Source organism: Amycolatopsis sp. WAC 01376, from assembly GCF_003947415.1.
Taxonomy (GTDB): Bacteria; Actinomycetota; Actinomycetes; order Mycobacteriales; family Pseudonocardiaceae; genus Amycolatopsis.
Window position 1 is genome coordinate 698,593 of the sequence record NZ_QHKL01000006.1, and the last position, 13,030, is coordinate 711,622.

The 13,030-nt window shown below is 68.9% G+C and carries 13 protein-coding genes; 4 read left to right on the top strand and 9 right to left on the bottom strand.

Annotated elements, in window-relative coordinates:
- Positions 1-298: 298 nt before the first annotated feature.
- Positions 299-1,279 (bottom strand): LacI family DNA-binding transcriptional regulator, encoded by a 981-nt coding sequence (locus DMH03_RS30205; RefSeq protein WP_125795350.1) that lies wholly within the window; start codon positions 1,277-1,279, stop codon positions 299-301.
- A gap of 114 nt (positions 1,280-1,393) precedes the next feature.
- Between DMH03_RS30205 and DMH03_RS30210 the strand changes: the two genes are divergently transcribed.
- The gene (locus DMH03_RS30210; RefSeq protein WP_125795351.1) at positions 1,394-2,917 is read left to right on the top strand and encodes an FGGY-family carbohydrate kinase; all 1,524 of its coding nucleotides are present in this window, start codon (positions 1,394-1,396) and stop codon (positions 2,915-2,917) included.
- On the opposite strand, the gene DMH03_RS30215 is transcribed toward DMH03_RS30210, so the two are convergent.
- On the bottom strand, positions 2,848-3,540 hold the full coding sequence (locus DMH03_RS30215; protein WP_125795352.1) for a helix-turn-helix domain-containing protein: 693 nt from the start codon (positions 3,538-3,540) through the stop codon (positions 2,848-2,850). The genes DMH03_RS30210 and DMH03_RS30215 overlap by 70 nt on opposite strands.
- 30 nt (positions 3,541-3,570) lie before the next feature.
- Here DMH03_RS30215 and DMH03_RS30220 point away from each other — a divergent pair, with 30 nt between their 5' ends.
- From DMH03_RS30220 to DMH03_RS30230, 3 genes are all read left to right on the top strand, one after another.
- Positions 3,571-3,975, top strand: a complete 405-nt coding sequence (locus tag DMH03_RS30220) for an NUDIX domain-containing protein (protein WP_125795353.1) — start codon at positions 3,571-3,573, stop codon at positions 3,973-3,975.
- A 201-nt stretch (positions 3,976-4,176) separates the two neighbouring features.
- A complete protein-coding gene (locus tag DMH03_RS30225) occupies positions 4,177-4,665 on the top strand; it encodes an MmpS family transport accessory protein (RefSeq protein ID WP_125795354.1) in 489 nt (162 codons plus the stop codon).
- A 27-nt stretch (positions 4,666-4,692) separates the two neighbouring features.
- Entirely contained in the window at positions 4,693-5,460 is a 768-nt protein-coding gene (locus DMH03_RS30230; RefSeq protein ID WP_125795355.1) for an ABC transporter permease, read from the top strand.
- On the opposite strand, the gene DMH03_RS30235 is transcribed toward DMH03_RS30230, so the two are convergent.
- From DMH03_RS30235 to DMH03_RS30265, 7 genes are all read right to left on the bottom strand, one after another.
- On the bottom strand, positions 5,423-6,109 hold the full coding sequence (locus DMH03_RS30235; RefSeq protein WP_125795356.1) for a histidine phosphatase family protein: 687 nt from the start codon (positions 6,107-6,109) through the stop codon (positions 5,423-5,425). The genes DMH03_RS30230 and DMH03_RS30235 overlap by 38 nt on opposite strands.
- Before the next feature lie 18 nt (positions 6,110-6,127).
- Entirely contained in the window at positions 6,128-7,996 is a 1,869-nt protein-coding gene (locus DMH03_RS30240) for a Na+/H+ antiporter (protein WP_199749083.1), read from the bottom strand.
- 40 nt (positions 7,997-8,036) lie between these two features.
- Positions 8,037-8,432, bottom strand: coding sequence for a VOC family protein (locus tag DMH03_RS30245; protein ID WP_125795357.1), 396 nt, complete (start codon positions 8,430-8,432; stop codon positions 8,037-8,039).
- A 5-nt stretch (positions 8,433-8,437) separates the two neighbouring features.
- Positions 8,438-8,842, bottom strand: a complete 405-nt coding sequence (locus DMH03_RS30250) for a helix-turn-helix transcriptional regulator (RefSeq protein ID WP_199749084.1) — start codon at positions 8,840-8,842, stop codon at positions 8,438-8,440.
- A 117-nt stretch (positions 8,843-8,959) separates the two neighbouring features.
- Complete coding sequence (locus tag DMH03_RS30255) at positions 8,960-12,052, bottom strand: CBM35 domain-containing protein (RefSeq protein WP_199749067.1); 3,093 nt, start codon at positions 12,050-12,052, stop codon at positions 8,960-8,962.
- A gap of 135 nt (positions 12,053-12,187) precedes the next feature.
- Positions 12,188-12,574: a YchJ family protein gene (locus DMH03_RS30260; RefSeq protein ID WP_125795486.1), complete on the bottom strand. Its 387-nt coding sequence runs from the start codon at positions 12,572-12,574 to the stop codon at positions 12,188-12,190.
- Positions 12,575-12,593: 19 nt separating this feature from the next.
- Positions 12,594-12,971 (bottom strand): DUF1801 domain-containing protein, encoded by a 378-nt coding sequence (locus DMH03_RS30265; protein WP_125795358.1) that lies wholly within the window; start codon positions 12,969-12,971, stop codon positions 12,594-12,596.
- Between the last annotated feature and the right edge of the window lie 59 nt (positions 12,972-13,030).

The following is a 13,030-nucleotide window of genomic DNA, read 5'->3' on the forward strand; positions in this document are numbered from 1 at the left end:
GGTCTCATCTCGGTTTCGTGGGGGAATTCACCAGAGATGAACACAGAGTGCACGGAATCAAACACGCGCAGTAGGCAATGTCGCCATAGTCTGCCCGGGTCGGGCGACCTTGTCCAGGGCTTCGGCTTGACAGGTCGTAAGTAGGAATTTACCGTCCGGAAGGTAAACGATTTCTTCCCACCGCTTCGGAGAACCCGGCTGGTGTGGGGCCGGCTTGGGGGAACAAGGGGGTGGGGCGTTCCTGGGCGGCCGGTGCGAACCGGTCGCCCAGGCACGTCGTGCACCGGGATCTCCGGTTTCAGCCGCGCCGTGAACTCCGGCGCACGATCAGGTTCGCCTGCAGCGTGGTCGTCGTGGCCTTGCGCGTGCTGTCGCCGATCCGGGCGAGCAGTAGTTCGGCGGCGACCCTGCCCACCTCGTTCGCGGGCTGGGCGACCACCGTCAGCGGCGGGTCGATCAGTGTCGTCCACGGCGCGTCGTCGAATGACACGATTCCCACGTCCTGCCCCGATCGCAGGCCGCGTGCCGCCAGGGCCTCCAGGACGCCGATCGCCATCGTGCTGTTGCCGACCAGCAGCGCGTCCGGCGGCTCGGGTTCGTCGAGCAGGCTGAGCGCGGCGAGCCTGCCGCCCTCGGCGCGGAATTCGGCCCGCCGGGTGAGCGTGTTCTCCTCGCCGACGGCGTCGGTGTAGCCCGCCAGCCGGTCTTCCGCCGTGCGCACCCCGGCGGGTCCGCTGACACAGGCGACGCGCCGGTACCCGCCGTCGATCAGATGCCGCGTGGCGTCGCGGGCGGCCAGCCGGGTGTCGACCAGCACCTGGTCGCCGGTGTTCTTCAGCAGCGGCCGGTCGACGGCGACCACGGGCGTGCCGCGCTCGGTCAGCCGGTCGACGTTGGTGGCCCGGCCGGTGGGGGAGAGCACCACGCCGGCGACCCGCTCCTGGAGGGCGACGTCGATGTAGCGCCGTTCCTTCTCCTCGTTGTCGTCGGCGTTGCACAGCACCACCGAATAGCCCGCGGTCTGCGCGATGTCCTCCACGCCGCGGGCGATCGCGGTGAAGAACGGGTTCTCCACGTCGGAGATGATGAGCGCGAGCACCGCGGTCTCCTGACGGCGCAGATTCCTCGCGAGCCCGTTCGGGTGATAGCCCAATTCCGCGGCGGCCGCCTGCACCCGTGCCGCGAGTACCGGGTCCACAGTGGACTTCCCGTTGAGTGTTCTCGACACGGTCGCCGTCGAAACCCCGGCCTTCGCCGCCACGTCGTTGATGGTGGCCACCGTGACCTCCCCTTCTGCAGGTGTCTTGACACCTTCGCACGGGAAGAATAGCTTGGCCGACAATCGTTACCATCCGCTGATCGCGCTACTCGCGCGGAGGAGTGAGGACGTGCCGTGGGGGATCCGGGCCTGGTGCTCGGCATCGACATCGGCACTTCGAGCTCCAAAGGCGTCCTCGTCGATTCCCGGGGCACCGTGGTGGCACGGGCTTCCCAGTCGCACGACACTTCCCGGCCCCGACCAGGCTGGTACGAACACGACGCCGAAACCGTGTGGTGGCAGGACTTCCTGACGCTGACGAGAGAACTTTCCGCGGGCGCCGGGGATCATCCCATCATCGGAGTGTCGGTCAGCGGGATCGGGCCGGTGCTGTTGCCTGCCGACGCTTCGGGGAAACCGTTGCGCCCGGCGATCCTTTACGGCGTCGACACCCGCGCATTCGACGAAATCCGCGAACTGAACCGGGAATTCGGCGAAGAATCCATTGTGGAACGCGGCGGGAGCGCACTCGGCTCACAGGCCGTCGGGCCGAAATGGCGCTGGCTCGCCAAGAACGAGCCGGAGGTGTTCGAACGGGCGGAACTCTTCCTGATGGCGAGTTCGTTCCTCGTGCTGCGGCTGACCGGTGAATACGTCCTCGACCACCATTCCGCGAGCCAATGCGACCCGATGTACGACCTGCGCGAGGCCCGCTGGGCGCCGGACCGGGTCGCCGCGATCGCCCCCGGCATCGAGCTGCCCCGGCTCGCGTGGCCGACCGAGGTGGTCGGCTCGGTCACCGCCGAAGCGGCCGCGGAAACCGGCCTGCCGCAAGGAATCCCGGTGACGGCGGGCACGGTGGACGCCTGGGCCGAAGCCACCAGCGTCGGTGTCACCGCGCCCGGGGACACGATGCTCATGTACGGCACCACGATGTTCCTGATCCAGACGCTCGCCGATCCCCGCCCTGCGCCGGGGTTGTGGGCGACCCGCGGTGCTTTCCCCGGCACCTATTCGCTCGCGGCGGGGATGGCCACGTCCGGTGCGATCACCGACTGGTTGCGGGATCTCGTCGGCGGCGGCTTCGGGGAACTGGCCGCGGCGGCGGGCGAGGTCCCGGCGGGCAGCCGCGGTTTGCTGTTGCTGCCGTACTTCGCGGGAGAACGGACACCCGTGCCGGATCCGGACGCGAGGGGCATCATCGCCGGGCTCACGACTTCCCACGATCGTGCCGATCTGTATCGCGCGGCGCTGGAAGGCACCGCGTACGGGGTGCGGCACAACCTCGAAGTCATGCGGGAAGCCGGTGGCGGCACGCGCCGGTTCGTCGCCGTCGGCGGTGGGACGCGGGGCGGCGTGTGGACGCGGATCGTCAGCGACGTCGCGCGGATCGAGCAGGAGATCCCCGCCGAGACCATCGGCGCCGCGTTCGGTGACGCCGTCCTCGCGTCCTTCGCCATCGGGCGCGAGCCGGATATCGAAGCCTGGAACCCCGTTGCCGAGATCGTCCGCCCGAGCGCGGACGCCGATGTCTACGACGAGTTCTACCCGCACTACCGAATGTTGTACCAGTCCACAGTGGACACCGCTCACTTCCTGGCGCGGAAGAATTCGCTCGCCTTCACCCCGGAGAACTCCCGGCAATCCCGGCTCAAATGAGCTTGATCGGCGTAGCCCGCCGAGAACGCCAGCGAGGCGAGATCCGGCGCCGTTTCCGCGAGGCCGATGGCGCGTTGGAACCGGCTGACGCGCAGGTACGTCGCCGGGCCGTAGCCGACCGCGAGGGTGAACCGTCGCCGCAACTGCCGTTCCCCGGTCGTGAAGCGCTCCAGCGCGGCCGAAACGCGGGGAACGCCGCTGTCCAGCCTGGCGATCAACGCCGCGATCTCCCGGTCGGCTCGGTCGGTCCGGCGTTCCCTGACGACGTCGGTCAGCGAAGCGGCGCCGGAGAGCACTCGCTCGGCCAGCAGTTCGCCTTCTCCGCCCCACATGTCACCGAGGGGGACACGCTGATCGCGCAGTTCGTCGGCGCCCAGCCCCAGGACGTCGCTCGCCCTGCCGGGCGCGAACCGCACGCCGCGAGCCTTGGCGCCGGGCGGCGTCTCCCAGGTCCAGGCCGTGGTGTCCGGTCCGGCGACGAAGACCTCGCCGCCGCATTCCACCAGGTCCACACAGCCGTCGGGCACGATCCGCTTCGGCGCCTCGCCCGCGTCCTCCCACCGGCAGCGCACTACGTCGCCGAGCTCGCCGGGTGCCGTCGTCTCCCGATACACGGTTGCCATGATGCACCCGGGCTACGACAGAATCAGGACGTGTCCGAAGGAGAGATCGATTCACTGGCCTGGATCCACGTCCGCGACCGCCGCCTGCTGTCGGTGCGGACCGAGGGAAAGGTCAAGTTCTACCTGCCAGGAGGCAAACGTGAGCCGGGAGAGGGCGACGTCGCCGGGCTCTGCCGGGAGATCAGGGAGGAGCTCGGCGTCGAGCTCGATCCACAGAGCTTCCGCTTCTTCGCGGTCCTGAACGAGCAGGCCGACGGCTACGCGGACGGCCGCCGCGTCCGCATGACCTGTTACACCGCCGACCATCGCGGGGAGCCCGCGCCCGGCCGTGAGATCGCGGAGTCCGCCTGGCTGTCCTCGGCCGACGCGCACCGCTGCCCGCCGGCGGGCAGGCGGGTGCTCGGTCTGCTCGCCGACGCGGGCCTCGTCGACTGAGGCCGGATCACTCAAAGTGAGCTGTTCGGCTCACTGCGTTTACGCTGATCGCCCCATGACCAGGCACTGTCCACTCATTGGGACACCCAATAGGGTGAATATCGGGTTTCTTCCTGATAACGGCTAACGCGGAGTCACCTTCGAACGAGAAGTAGTCGACGCACTCGACGGGAGTGCGCTCGGACGAGAGAAGACCTCTCCATGGGTGTTCCCACCGTGACCCCTCCGGCATCGGCGCCGGGGCAGGGTGCCCCCGGCAGGCTGAAGCCGCTGGGGACGGTCGTGGTCGTGCTGGGGGTGATGGCCGTCGCCGTCACGCTGACCGGTTACGTGCTGCCGAAGGCCTCGTCGCGGCCGGTGGAGAGCCCGCCCGCGCCGCAGGTCGAACAGGCCGCGGCCGCCGTGCGCACCGTGCTTCATTCGGTCGTCTACGAACTTTCCGGCGCGAAGGGCGCCCAGAACGTCACCTACGTCGCGCAGGGCTCGGAACTCATGCAGAAGACCGAGGTGACGGCGCCGTGGAGCACCACCTTCGAGCGCGAGAGCCGGGAAGGCCGCGACGAGTTCTACAGCGTCTCCGCGCAGGGGTCGGGCAGCGGCGCGCTGCGATGCCGGATCCTCGTCGACGGTGAGGTCGTCAGCGACCGCACCGCCCCCGCCGCGGGCGCTTCGGTGACCTGCACGGCCTGACCCCGGTCCTGCGGCAGGATCATCCGCATGACGGATGGTGCGATCGCGTTCGGCCCGGTGCTCGCCGTGGTCTTGGCCGTGCTGGCGATCTTCGGCGCGGCCGTGGTGCAGTTCGGCCGATTGGGACAGGGCAAGGCGGTGTTGTTCGCGGCCGCGCGCGCCGTCGTGCAGCTCGCAGCCGTGTCGCTGGTGATCGTCGGGATCTTGGAATCGGGCTGGCTGACCGGCGGTTTCGTGCTGCTGATGTTCGCGATCGCGGCGGTCACCTCGGCACGCCGGATCGGGGTGGCGAAGGATCTGGCGTGGGTCGCGCTCGCCATCGCCTCCGGTGTGGTGCCGGTGCTGACGCTCGTCCTCGCGACCGGGGTGGTCCCGTGGCGGCCCATCGCGGTCGTGCCGATCGCCGGCATCGTCATCGGCGGCGCGATGTCCGCGACCTCCCAGGCGGCCCGGCGCGCCCTTGACGAACTCGTGTCCCGGCACGGCGAGTACGAAGCCGCGCTGGCACTGGGATTCCTGCGCCGCCCGGCCGCGCTGGAGATCTGCCGCCCCTCGGCGGGGCAGGCGCTGATCCCCGCCCTCGACCAGACCCGGACGGTCGGCCTGGTGACCTTGCCCGGCGCCTACGTCGGTGTCCTCCTCGGTGGCGCCGGGCCGGTACAGGCCGGGGTGACCCAGGTGCTCGTGCTCATCGGGCTGCTGGCCGCGGAGGCCGTCGCGGTGCTGGTCGTCGTGCACGTCGTCGCGGCCGGCCGGATCAGCCGAAAGGCGACTGAAGATGCGACGTGTCGTTGAATCGCCGCACCATCCAGTCGTCGCCCGACACCACCAGATGGGAGATCGAGCCGTTGTCCGCGCCGAGGAACGCGAACCGGTTCTTCGCGGCGCTGGCCTGCGCGAAGACCTCGCCGATGACGCCGCCGTGGGTGAACACGGCGATCCTCCGGTCCGGGTTGGCCGCCGCGAGCCTGCCGATCGCGCCCCTGATCCGGCCGCCGAACGACTCCATCGTCTCCGCGCCGGGGATGACGTCCCAGCGCTGCTCACGCCACAGCTGCTCGACGATCGGGTGGCCTTCGTGGGTGTAGCGCCGGAAAAGCCCGTTCTCCCAGTCGCCGAGGTGGATCTCCCGCAGGTCGGCTTCGACCTCCGGGGTGAGCCCGAGCTTCGCCGCCAGCGGCGCCGCGGTCTGCGGCGTCCGGCGGAGTGTCGTCACGTACAACGCGGAGATCCGCTCGTCCGCCAGACGGCGGCCCACCCGCTCGGCGTGGTCCCTGCCCTCCGGCGCGAGGTCCGGATCGGCCTGCCCGTCGACGAGGTCGAACGGCGTGCTGCCCTTCGCGGGGGCCGATTCTCCGTGGCGGACAAGGAAGATCTCGGTCGCGCCGGGCGGGGGTGAGAACCGGTGCTGGCGGTATTCGACTTCCTGCTCAGGCGTGCTCATACCTCGGACCCTACCGAGCTAGCCCAGCTGTTTGTCCACGAAGCACCAGCGCCAGGTCTCGCCGGGTTCGTGGCTGCGCATCACCGGATGCAGGCTGTCGTGGAAGTGCTCGGTCGCGTGCTTGCCCGGTGAGGAGTCACAGCAGGCGACGTTCCCGCATTTGACGCATTCGCGCAGATGCACCCAGGTCATCCCCTTCTCGACGCAGACGGCGCACTCGTCCGGTGAGCTGGGTTCGACCGCGGGCCACTCCTTGGTCAGGTGTTTGCAGGATCCCGCCGTCGCGGCGGGGGTGCGCAGTTCGCGATCGGAGTCCGGCACGGCCTCCTCCTCCCTGTCCAGCATGGATTCCTCGATGTCGAGGCGTTCGAGGATCCGGCGCAGGACATCATCGTCGGCCATCCCGGAGTCACGCGCCTCCAGGAACTTCTCCCGTTCGACCTCGAGCAGCCGCAACCGCAGCCGCCGATAGGCGTCGCTCGGGGTTTCGGTCAGCGCGCTCTGCCTGCCGAGCTCTTCCCAAGCCGAGTCCGAGCGGTGCTGGAGACGGCTGCGCAGGCGTTCGACGATGTCTTCCGGGTCTTCGGGAGTCCGGATCTTCTCCAGCTCTTCGAGCGCGGCCCTGGTCATGTCGTGGAGCACGGCCGCCTCCTGCAACGCGTCCTCGGCCGGATCGGGCGGCGGCAGTTTCAGGCGGCGGACCAGCACCGGCAGCGTCGTCCCGTGCAGCAGCAGCGTTCCCGCCACCACGACGAACGCGACCAGCACCAGCACGGCCCGTTGCGGGGTGTCCGCGGGCAGCACGAACGCCGCCGCGAGCGTGACGACCCCGCGCATCCCCGCCCAGGCGATCACGGCCGAGTACCGCCACGGCCAGGCGTGACGGCGTAACAGCCGCCGTGCCAGGCCGATGCCCGCCATCCAGATGATCCGGGTGACGATGGTCGCGGCGAGGGTGGCGGCGCAGATCAGGACCAGTTCCAGCGCGGTCAGCCCGCTGTCGCCGACCTCGGACATGATCCGGCGGACCTGGAGCCCGATCAGCAGGAAGACGATGTTCTCCAGCAGGAACTGGATGGTCTGCCAGTTCAGCCTGCTGGCCAGCCGGGAGCGGCCCGAAAGCATGCTCGGCGCCTTGTGCCCGAGGATCAGCCCCGCGACGACCACGGCGATCACGCCGGAACCGTGGATCGCCTCGGCGGCCAGATAGGCGACGAACGGGACCACCAGCGAAAGTGCGGTGTCGGTGACCGGATCTTCGAGCCGGGTGCGGATCAGCGCGGCGAGCGCGCCGACGGCGAACCCGATCACCAGCCCGCCACCGGCGGCCAGCAGGAAATCCCCGCCGACCTGCAGCAGGCTCACCGAGCCCGCGATGGCCGCGATGGCGGTCCGCAAGGCGACCAGCGCGGCCGCGTCGTTGAACAGGCTTTCGCCTTCCAGCAGCCTGGTGAGCTTGCGCGGCATCCCGACCTTGCGGGCGACGGCGGTGGCGGCGACCGCGTCGGGCGGTGCGACCACCGCGCCGATCGCGAGCCCGGCGGCCAGCGGCAGACCGGGGATCACCAGCCACGCCACGACGCCGACCGCGGCCGTGGTGAAGATGACGAGCCCCACCGAGAGCAGCAGGATCGGCCCGCGGTTGCGGCGGAAGTCGATCAGCGACGTGCGGATCGCGGTGGCGTACAGCAGCGGGGGCAGCAGCCCCAGCAGCACGACCTCCGGATCCAGTTCGTACTCCGGGACGCCCGGCACGTACGAGGCGACGACCCCGACCGCGATCAGGCACAGGGGCGCCGACCAGTCGAGTTTCCGCGCCGCGGCGGTGACCAGGAGGACGGCCACGACCAGTGCCACGAGTTCTACCGCGATCTCCACGCCGCTCATCATCACCCGGGAGCGTCGGTGCGCGCGCACCGAGGCCGGGCTACCGCTCCTCGAACCGCACCAGGTTGCCAGCCGGGTCGCGGAAAGCGCAGTCGAAGGCGCCGTAGGACTGCTTCTTCGGCTCTTGGACGACGTCCGCGCCCGCCGCCTGGACCCGATCGAAGGTCCCGATCAGATCCGGGGTGGACAGCACGATGATCCCGTGGACGCCCTTGGCCATCAGTTCGGCGATCGTGGCGCGTTCCTCGCCGGTGACCTCCGGGCCGTCAGCCGGGGGATGGAGCACGAGCGACGTCTCCGGCTGCCCTGGCGGGCCGACCGTGGCCTGGAGCGGGCTATCGGCACGCACTTCGAAACCCAGGATGTCGCGATAGAAGGAAAGTGAAGCCTCGAGATCGTCCGCGGGGAGGTAGGACGCTCGAATCGAGAGGGTCATGCGGCTCAAGGTAGGTCGGCGCGCGGCGGCGTCGCTTCTCGATTCCTGATCGGTCGCATGACCTGTTTGACGACGCAGCCGGGCATGCCGCGGCCGTCTTCCGCCGCCTGCTTGCGATACACACTCGGCGAGACGCCGACCAGTTCGGAGAACCGCGTGCTGAACGTGCCCAGCGACGAGAAACCGACGTCGAAGCAGACCTCGGTGACCGACATGTCCCCGCGCCGCAGCAGCATCATGGCCCGCTCGATCCGGCGGGTCATCAGATAGCTGTAGGGCGATTCGCCGTACGCGGCCCGGAATTCGCGGCTCAGGTGCCCGGCGGAGACGTGCACGCCGCGGGCCAGCGCCTCGACGTCCAAAGGCTGCGCGTAGTCGCGATCGATCCGGTCGCGGACGCGGCGCAGCATCGCGAGGTCCCGCAGGCGCGGGTCGGGTTTGCCGGTCACCCGGAAAGCGTAACCCACGCGAGTACGGGAAAGGCCCCCTTCGCCAGGCGGCGAAGGGGGCCTCAGGCGACTCCCGGGCTAGAGGGTGATCTTGTCGACGTTGGGACCGCCGTTCGCCGTGGTGGCGACTGCCCTGATCTTGTTCACACCCGCCGCCAGTGTCACCTTGACGGTTCTGGTCGTCCAGTTCGGCCAGGCCCCGGTGCCGCCGAAGCCGACACCGGACGCGCTGATCGTGCCGTTGACCGAGAAGTCGAGCGGCCGGTTCGCCGTGGTGCCGTTGGCGTACCGGACGACGACGTCGTAGGTGCCCGCCGCCGGGGCGTTGACCGTCCACTCGACCGAGCTGCCCGCGACGTTGTCGTAGTTGACGAACCCGGTGCCGGTGAACCCGGCGTGGTTGGACTCCACCGCGCCCTGGGCGATCGTGGCGTCCTCGGCCTGGTAGTCGACCGGGTTGCCGGGTCCGGAGCCGTCGGCCGGAACGGTCTGCGTGCCGGTGTTCCAGCCCGAAACCCGCACCGAAGGCTTGGAGCCCTTGAGGTCGGCGGTGCGGTACTTCGCGGTCAGCGTGGTCGTTTCACCCGGCCACAGGCTCACCGCGTTGTCGTTCCACTCCACCGGGAGCACCGGCTTGCCCGCGGCGTCCACGACCTTCGAGTCGACGTAGAACGCCGGGAGCTTGCCGCCCGAGGTGTTCTTCAGCGTCACGGTGGTCGTGGTGGTGCCGTCGCCACCGGCGACCGACTTCGCCGTCGCGCTGACCGCGGACTGCCCGAGGTTCTTCAGCCCGGACAGATCGGCGTAGGCCGACTGGGGCGTGTAGTACCAGTCGCTGCCGGCCCAGTTCAGCGTGTCGGCCTTGGTGGAGAGCCAGTACACGTTCCGGCTGACCTCCTTGCCGGAGGAGTCGGTGAGCACCAGCTTCGCCAGGTAGGTCGTCGAAAGGCCGCTCACCGCCGGGACGGTGACCGCGGTGGCCTTGGCGCCCAGCGCGCCGACCGACAGGCCGGTCTTGGTGTTGCTGTACTTCTCGGTGCCGTCGAGGTTGTACAGCTTCGTGGTCGCCGTCAGCCCGCTCGCCGCGTTCGACGTCTGGTTGATCACCACGACCGAGCGATTGTCATGCGAGTACTGGATGTGCAGTGGCTCGTTGGCCTTCTTCGCCCCGTAGTAGGCGCCGTTCTGGTCCATGTAGGCGTCGAACAGCTGCCAGTGCAGCGAAGTCCATGGGCTGTTGAGCATCCAGTAGATCAACCCGGTCGACGGGTTGGTCGAGTCGGTGTAGTTGCGCGAGTGCGACTCGAACTCCGCGCGGACGTTCTCGTACTGGGCGAGCTGCGCCTTCCGCACGAAGTCGTCCAGATCGGCCGGCGCGCCGTAGCGCTTGCTGAGCGCGTTGCCGAACAGCTTCAGATTCGCGAACGTCGTCGACGAAGAGCGGTGATACTGGGGTGCCGACGGGTCCTTCCACATCGTTTCCAGTTCGCTCGCCGACATCATCCGCTTCAACGTGTCCATCGTCGGGATGTCGACGCCCGCGCTGGTCTCGGAGTTGAAGCTCCACGCGCCGCCGCGGTCCTTCTGCGACTTGTCGTACCAGTAGACGGGCGGCACGTAGTCGTACGGGCCGTTCATCTTCATACCTGAAGCGCCCGTGATCGGGGACGGCCTCTTCGACGCCGACGGGATCACGGGAAGCTGGAAGTCGGCGGCCTTCATCGCGTCGAGGTAGCCCTGCTCGATCCGCCTGTCCGGCGCGAAGTCGCTGCCGATGTGGAACGAGATGACGCTCGGGTGGTCACGCAGGCGCTCGGCCTCAGAGAACATCGAAGCCTTGGCGATCGGGTAGTCCGATTCGACCCAGGGCTCGCCCTTCTCCTCGCCGTTGACGTGCCCTTCCCATTTGTCGCAGCATTCCCAGCCGGGCATGGTCAGCACACCGAGGTCGTCGGCGATGTCGAAGAACTCGTCCGGCTCGATGTGGCCTTCCAGCCGGACCGTGTTGAGCCCCAGGTTCAGGACGTACTTGAGCTTGTCGGCCGCCGCGGTCTCGCTCCAGCGCAGGAAGAGGTCCGGGGTGTAACCGCCGCCGCGGATCAGCAGCGGTTTGCCGTTGACGCTGTACTGCCGTCCGCCGCTGGAGTTCAGCGGCGCCTTGACGTCACGGACGCCGAACTTCGACTTCGAGGTGTCCGACGGCGTGCCGCCGACACTCGCGGTCAGGTCGAGTTCGTACCGGTGCTGGCCGCCCATCCCGGCCGGCCACCAGAGATTCGGCTTGTCGAGGCCGACCAGGCCGAAGGTGACCGTCTTGCGTTCCTTCGCGGCCAGCGAGACCGTCTGGGTGATCGGCTTGCCCGCGACCGTGCCGGCGACGGTGGCCTGCACCGCGTTCGCCGAGTCGTTGCGGACGTCGGCCTTCACCGTGAGGTCGGCGTGGTCGAGCGAGGAGTTCAGCTTCTGGACCACGTGCGCGCTGCGCAGCGCGACCGGGCCGCTGCGCCGCACGAGGACGTCCCGCACGATGCCCATGTTCTGGTCCGGCGGGGTCTGCGCCCAGTCGATCCAGCCCATCGAGAGATCGTTGTTGGGGTCGTTGGGGTAAACCTTGAACGCGACGCTGTTGACGCCCTGGCGCACGTGCGCGGTGATGTCCAGGTCGTGGCGGGTGTAGGCGCCGTTGACCTGGTCCTTCGTCGCGATCTTGATGCCGTTGACCCAGACGTCGGCCTTGGAGAGCACGCCGCTGAAGTCGAGGTAGGTGCGCGACGACGTGTCCTCGACGTTCAGATCCGTGCGATACCACCACGGCACGGCGAACTGCGCCGTCGGGACGTTCTTCATGTTCGTCGAGTAGAACGGGTCGGCGTACTTGCCGTTCTGCAGCAATCCGGCGTAGACCGTCGAGCGCGACGACACCGGGTACCAGCCGGTGGCAGGGAAGCCCGGCTTCGAGACCGCCGAGTCGTCGTTGACCTGTGCCGAGGACTGGATCACGTAGCCGGGGATCGGGGTGGCGTTGCCCGCCTCGGCGCCGACGGACAGCGGCACGGCCACCTCCGCGCCGGTGGCGGCGGGAGCGGTGGTCACCCCGCAGACCGCGGCGGCCAGCGCGGTGACGGTCAAGGCCAGTAACGGGATCCGGGTTTTCTTCTGCCGAAAACTCACGAGCGCGCCTCCTTGGGCACACGGCGGCGGACCTGGGCGAAATCGTTAAGAAAGTTCCCTAACAATGTTGGGGGAGATAGTAGCCGCCACTCCGCGCCGGGAACAGACCCTTGCGCCGGGTTCGTCAGCGCTTGCTCAGCTGACGGGCGCCACGTAGATCCACTGCCCGTCGATGCGGACGAAGCGGCTGTTCTCGTGCATGCTGCCGGGACGGCGATCCTGCCGGTAGTGGGCCCGGAACTCCACGGTGCCCTCGTTCTCCAGCAGCCCGCCGCCGGTCTTGCCGAGGATCTCCAGGAACGTCCAGCGCTGTCCCGGATCGAGCTCGAGGCCCTCGGGCAGGGTCTTCGGATGCCAGGTCTTCGTGAGATACGCGGTGTCGCCGACGGCGAACGCGCTGAACCGCGACCGCATCAGGAGTTCGGCGGTCGGCGCGGTCGCGGCTCCTCGGTGGAAGCGGCCGCAGCAAACGCCGTACGGCTCGCCAAGGCCGCACGGGCAGCGGGATTCGTCGGTGATCACAGGCACGCCGCCGATTGTGTCATCGCGCCGTCGCGGTGACTTCGAGGTCTCGCGCCTGCTTGAGCCAGCCGGTGAACAGGTCGGCGTCGATATCCTCGACGGAGCGCAGCTTGACGTGCGCCATCTCCCGCGCGCTCGCCTCCAGCCTGCCGGACCCGTCGTCGATGAGCTGCCCCTTCCAGAGGGCGAAGGTGACGTACGACGAGTACGCCTTCATCAGGCAGACGAGGTTCTTGCCGGCGGCTTCGCCCGCGCTCCAGGTCGGGGAGGCGTGGTACATCGCCTCGACGGAACCCGGCAGGGCCGCGTTGACGATCGGGCGCAGCGTGGTGGCGACTTCCCGCAGGTTCTCGGGCAGAGCGGCGATGTAGTCGTCGACGTTCGCGAACTTGGTCATGACTGGATCTCCCTCGGTCGGTGTGCTGCGTTCAGCTAACCGTCCGATGGTTCAAGTTG